Raw genomic sequence first — 6,034 nt, forward strand, 5'->3', positions numbered from 1 at the left:
ACTCACGATCGAAAGTCCCGATTATCCCCAGATCGATCGATTCAAACAACAATTAATTCTAGCTACGAATAATCTAACGCGAACGGAGCGTAAGATTGCGATTACTGGCTGGCAAAAAGTGGGTAAAAGCAGCCTGATGCAGCAACTCACCACCACACCAGTCGTCTGCTCCACACCGCTTAAATACATCGAAACGCCTGCATTATTTACCGTCAATGGCGAAAGCAATTCCGCCGCCATTGCCGAAAGCATTGCCCTGAATGCAGATTTAGTGTTATTCGTAACTAATGGCGATCTCACAGCTACCGAATACAAACATCTGAATGCACTGCATCAGGCTAATCAGCGAGTCATGCTGGTATTCGATCGAGCCGATCGGTATTTACCAGAAGAACGCAGCCAGATTCTTCATCAACTGCAATCGATCGTCAGTGGTACTCTCCAAGCTGCCGATGTGGTTGATACCAGTACCGCACCCACGCCGATTAAAGTCCGCAAAATTCAGGCAGACGGTACATCGATCGATACATTAGAAACACCACCTGTCGATATTAGCAGCCTCGATCGGCAATTGGCACACGTCCTGGCTAGCGAAAGCGAAAAACTCGTCTGGTGTAATACTTACCGTCAAATTGCTGGCGTTCGAGCCACCGCCAAAACCGCCCTCAATACCGTCAGACGCGAGCGCGCTTTACCACTTATCGAGCAAAATCAGTGGATTGTCGGTGCGGCGGCTTTTGCCAACCCAGTTCCCGCCTTAGATTTACTCGCGACAGCGGCGGTTAACGCTCAGATGGTAATAGATTTAGGTGCCATCTATCAGCAAAAATTCTCCCTTGAGCAAGCGCAAGCTGCTGCTGGCGCGATGGGTAGCGTCATGCTGAAATTAGGACTAATCGAAGTGTGTACTCAAACAGTTAGCGGTTTGCTCAAAACTAATGCGGCTACCTTCGTTGCGGGCGGATTGGTACAAGGTTTGAGTGCTGCTTATCTGACTCGGATTGCTGGTTTGACGCTAGTAGAATACCTAGCAGCCCAAGATCTCGTCGCACCCGAACCCGCCCACAACTGGAACCTCGATCTGCTGGGCAATACCCTCCAAAATGTCTTTCAAGCCAACCAAAGAGTCGCTTACCTGCAAACTGTCGTTCGGCAAGGAATCGATCGCTTAATGCCCAAATCTGCGGCTCCTGAAGTGGGGTAGCTTGTATCTTGCACCAAGCTCGATCGAATAACAAGATCTAAATTCGATTGCACGCAGGAGTCTTGTTTTGGGCGAGTTGAATACGCTACAAAATATTTACTAATAGATTTTGAATTGGGAAAGACAAGTGGATAAATTGTTAGTTTTGTAAGTTTACTCGTACAAGGTAATAGCTGCTGAAATTGCTGCTCTTGCTGCCTCGATTCTTGCGAGATCGCTAAATCGGCTCCAAGCAGATTCACGACAATTAATAATAAAAATCCCCAGCCTAAATATTTAATCATTATTTTTGGTGCTGAGTGTTTTTGAAGTTTGGGAATGCCAGATAAATAAAATTAACCCGATCGCAAATAATAGCGGTGTCAACCAATTACCAAATCTGACGTATAAAGTCTGAGTATTGCGGCGATAAATCTGATATGAGTGGGCGGCAAACTCATCAAGTTTCGAGATCCATTGCGTGCGCCCGTGCGGATCGATAAATGCCGAATAACCAGTGTTACTCGCACGTACCATCCACCGATCTGTCTCGATCGCGCGCATTAAATCTAGGGCGTGATGTTGGGCTGGCATCGCAATTCCATAATGAGCATCATTCGATGCCGTAACAATAAAATCGCCTGTCTGTGCTTGGCGACGAAAATGTTCGGGATAAGCCGAATCATAGCAAATACCGAAGATAATATTCCCGATTGGAGTAGTTATTAATGGGGCAAATTTACCAGCTAATACATGTGAATCTAGTGGCGAGATCGTATCGACTAGTTTACCTAGATACTGCTCGAAGGGAATATATTCACCTAATGGGACTAGTTTCCACTTATCATACCGATCTCTTTCTTTGCCATCACCATCGATTATTAAAATGCTATTGGTAATTTTATTACCGACTTCCCCAAATCCACCAACAAATGCTGGAATTTTTTTATCTAAAATTGCTTGATAAAAGGGCGTACGTTTAATTTGACTTTCTCGATATGGCAGGGCTGTTTCTGGCGTGATAACGGCAGAAACTCCCCGCTCGGCTAAGTCTAGATATCCTTTAGTATAATTTTCCATCGCCAGTTCGTAGCCAGACTGGTAATGTCTGACTTCGTTACTGACATTGCCTTGAATGATGCCAATTTTAAGACTAGATTCTACTGGCTCAATTAAGAGATTATTTAATAAATTAAAGCCGATCGCATGTAAGATAATTATTGCGGCGATCGCGCTCATAAAATAAGGTGATGCTTGCTGGAAAATGCGATTTTTCAAATGCTGACGACGATCTCGATTTATTGCCAAACAGCCCTCGGCAATTAGACCATTTACTAACACGATCGCACCAGTAACAGTAGTCGGCCCAGATAATTGTCCCAAATGTAAAATGGCTAAATTATGCGGGCTTTGAGTCATCGCGATCGATGTCCACCACAAATCGGTGAGGCTATATAACTCTTCCAATCCACACCATAAAACTGTACCTAACAGGACACGAATAAACGGGTTTAATTGAGATTTAGAATTAATAAACCTCATGCCGATCGACCAGAAGATTACTAAACTTGCTCCCCATAAAGTAATAAAAGTCAAGCAAAAAGTCGCAATTCCCAAACTAGCTAAAAACGGCACGCCCATCCACATCATTGGATGAATGCCAAAAATCCAACTCAACGCCAACCCATAACAACCAATCCCCCAACTAAAGCCATAAATAACGGGATCGGAATGTTGCTGGCGACAGATTAAATACCAGAGCGGTGCGAGTGCCACCCATGCTAGATACCAAGCTTCCACGGGTGCAAATGTCAGCCCCATTAAAATGCCGCTTCCGAGCGCGAGTCCGATTTCAAATAAATGGTGATTCAATTTAGCCAACGGGTTGCGAAATGGTAGCAGCATGTGGGGAGCGGGGAGCGGGGAGTGGGGAGTGGGGTAATTAAAGCGGGTATCCAAACTTATGCCGCTCAGTAGTAACATTGCGACTGACGGTAGCCCAGGTAGAATTTAGCCAGAAATCAACCGATCGGTAAATTCTTTACGATCGTTTAACGATCGGGCAAATAACTAGTTAGACTTTATACCGATCGTCGCTCCCCGTAACAAATGTTAACTCCCAAAAGACTTACTTCTCATAATTAAAATCGGGAGATTGGCGATCGAATAAGCTGTCAAAGTCACTATCTACAAGGTTTGCTGTCTTGATAGATCGCAACATAGCTCATATAATGCCTTTATATAACTAAACATTAAGTCAATAATCTCTATAATACTTTGTTTAACTCTAGCTATAAATCCAGCGAAACTAACAGAACATGGCGATGGCAACTCCACAGCAATTGGGGTGTATTTGCCGGATCGGCATTTTTAGTATCTGTTCCTGTCTTTATTGAAGCTCCCCTGGTGCGGCATTATCCAGTTCTAAGCGTTGTTCTCACCATTTTATGGGTTAGTTTGGGGTGGATCTTAGTTCAACGTCCCCAGAGCCAAATTTGGGGCGATCTGATTTTAGGATTTAGCTGGAGTTGGTTAGCTGGAGCGATTTATTGGGGCTGGTTTAGGTGGGAACCTGCCATCCATATTCCGATCGAATCGATCGGCGTACCATTTGCAATTTGGGCATTGTGGCGCGGTGTGGGCAAGGTCGGTGCTTTATTTTACCTCGGTTCGCTACTTGGAACGGCAATTACCGATTTGTATTTTTATCAAGTTGGCTTAATGGAGCATTGGCGACAAGTGATGCAAGTCGATCCGAGCTTAGCACTGCCTATCTTACAGCAAGCGATCGGACAAGTTCGCACGCCTTGGGGCACTGCCTGGGCAGTGGTACTCGTAAATTTACTATTGGGTGTGGGTATAATACCTTTAGGAACGAAGCAGTGGCATTGGTACGCCTTTAGCGGCGCAGTCCTGACCACGATCGTCGTTGATAGTTTGTTTCTGTGGGTTGCTAGCCATGCCTAAATTATCGGTCTAGATTCGGTTAGCATCGCACAGGTATCAATAGACTAGTTCACCGTCATATTTTTACCCAACCGTGAACCAGGGCACCTCACCTCATCTAATTCTCAATACTGACAACGGTCAACGCCAGCTATCATTAACTGATGGCAACTGCTGGACTGTCGGTCGGGGAGATGACAATCAATTTGTCGTCAAAGATCGTTGTATTTCTCGCAATCATGCGATGATTCAATACACCGATGCTGGCGATCACTATCTAATCGATTTAGGTAGTAGTAACGGCACATTTGTCAATGGGCGCAGAGTTAGCATTCCTGTCACAATTCACGACGGAGATCGCATTACGTTCGGCCAAACGGAGTTTGAATTTCATTGTCCGAGAGCGGATGGTTCGCTAGGATTAGATGCTGAAGGTACTCTCGATGGTACCGTTACCTCAGTATTGCATCTGCGGAAGTTGATGTCTGTGATGGTGGTCGATATGCGAAACTTTACGATTTTGACCCGTCAGACTAACGAAAACTTACTCTCGGAAGTAATGAGTGCTTGGTTCCGTAATGCTGGCGCGATCATTCGCAATCGCGGGAGTTGGGTAGATAAATATATTGGCGATGCGTTAATGGCATTATGGTTTCACAATGGCGAAACCGTCACTAAGCAAGAGATGATGAATATTCTCTTGGCATTGGACGACCTCAATAAAATGACCAGAGCCTTGAGCCAGCAATATCCCTTACCATTCGAGCTGAGAATTGGCGCGGGAATCAATACGGGTCATGCAATGATCGGTAATGCCGGGAGCAGCGAAAGACCAGACTATACGGCATTGGGCGATACTGTCAATGCTGCATTTAGACTCGAAACTATTACGAAAGATCTCAATGCAGAAATTGCGATCGGATCTTCTACTTATCGTTATTTAGCACCATTATTAGGCAAGCATCGAGTATTTAAAGAATGCTCTGTCGAGCTTAAAGGTTACGATACGCCCGCGATCGTCCATGCTACTAATTTTGGCCCATTGAATGCCTTTTTGCAACTAGCAAATATGGGCACCACCACTCAAATCGTCCAACCACAGACTCAAATCAATGTAAGTAATATTGATGGAGTAAAGTAAGGTTAAATCCGATTTGGATTTTGGATTATCCTGAGTTGGAGATTTGTAACCACAGTTGCTTAGAGCTGTGGCAGTTGCAAAATTCAATCCTGGCTTGCGATCGAACTATGATGGTTTAATAACTTCTAATTCGTCCGATTTCATGTGCGCGCGCAGTTTATCGAGATCGAATTTAACAACGAGCGGGAAATTGGCACTGACAGGGCGACCTTTCCATTCAGTGGCAATTTTATCGATTGTACCTTCTTGGTTGTGAATATCGACAGCCTGACCGCGATGTTTGGGATGATGATAAATTACTACAGATGTATTAACACGAACGCGGTCGCCTACTTGCATATTCTTAAATTACCTAATATTCTTGATTGTCAAAATTCGACTAATAATTCCCTATTCTCTCATAAATCGAGTACGGAGTTGGGAGTTGGGAGATGGGAGATAGGAGTGTGGGGAGTGTGGGAATGTTTGTATTCCTTTACCCTTCTTCCCCAAAACCCAAAACCTAAAACCCAAAACCTAAAGCCTAAAGCCTAAAGCCTAATACTTAGCAATTCCTTCCTCCCTTGCGGCTTTCTGAACCGCAGAGGCGACGGCGGTAGCGACGCGCTTGTCGAAGACAGAGGGGACGATGTACTCGCGATTGAGTTCGTTAGGGTTTATTAAATATAGATATTGTCAATGACCAAAACTTAGGAAAAGGTAATAAAACAATAAATCTTTCTAGTAATATCAATAATCTTAAAGGATTTATTGTAAAAGGTTCT

At 44.4% G+C, this 6,034-nt stretch carries 5 protein-coding genes; 3 read left to right on the top strand and 2 right to left on the bottom strand.

Annotated elements, in window-relative coordinates; translation table 11 throughout:
* On the top strand, nucleotides 1-1,204 hold a 1,204-nt coding region (locus RMO79_RS15435), incomplete at its 5' end, for a DUF697 domain-containing protein (RefSeq protein WP_310484065.1).
* Between the two features lie 276 nt (nucleotides 1,205-1,480).
* Here the strand turns inward: RMO79_RS15435 and lnt are convergent.
* The gene (gene lnt / locus RMO79_RS15440) at nucleotides 1,481-3,088 is read right to left on the bottom strand and encodes an apolipoprotein N-acyltransferase (RefSeq protein ID WP_310484066.1); all 1,608 of its coding nucleotides are present in this window, start codon (nucleotides 3,086-3,088) and stop codon (nucleotides 1,481-1,483) included.
* A gap of 372 nt (nucleotides 3,089-3,460) precedes the next feature.
* On the opposite strand from lnt, the gene RMO79_RS15445 reads away from it, so the two are divergent.
* On the top strand, nucleotides 3,461-4,150 hold the full coding sequence (locus RMO79_RS15445) for a DUF3120 domain-containing protein (RefSeq protein ID WP_310484067.1): 690 nt from the start codon (nucleotides 3,461-3,463) through the stop codon (nucleotides 4,148-4,150).
* 73 nt (nucleotides 4,151-4,223) lie between these two features.
* The gene (locus RMO79_RS15450) at nucleotides 4,224-5,270 is read left to right on the top strand and encodes an adenylate/guanylate cyclase domain-containing protein (RefSeq protein WP_310484068.1); all 1,047 of its coding nucleotides are present in this window, start codon (nucleotides 4,224-4,226) and stop codon (nucleotides 5,268-5,270) included.
* 105 nt (nucleotides 5,271-5,375) lie between these two features.
* Here RMO79_RS15450 and RMO79_RS15455 read toward each other — a convergent pair whose 3' ends face one another.
* The gene (locus RMO79_RS15455) at nucleotides 5,376-5,609 is read right to left on the bottom strand and encodes a ferredoxin-thioredoxin reductase variable chain (RefSeq protein ID WP_310484069.1); all 234 of its coding nucleotides are present in this window, start codon (nucleotides 5,607-5,609) and stop codon (nucleotides 5,376-5,378) included.
* Between the last annotated feature and the right edge of the window lie 425 nt (nucleotides 5,610-6,034).

It is taken from the genome of Chamaesiphon sp. VAR_48_metabat_403 (genome assembly GCF_031422475.1).
Taxonomy (GTDB): Bacteria; Cyanobacteriota; Cyanobacteriia; order Cyanobacteriales; family Chamaesiphonaceae; genus Chamaesiphon.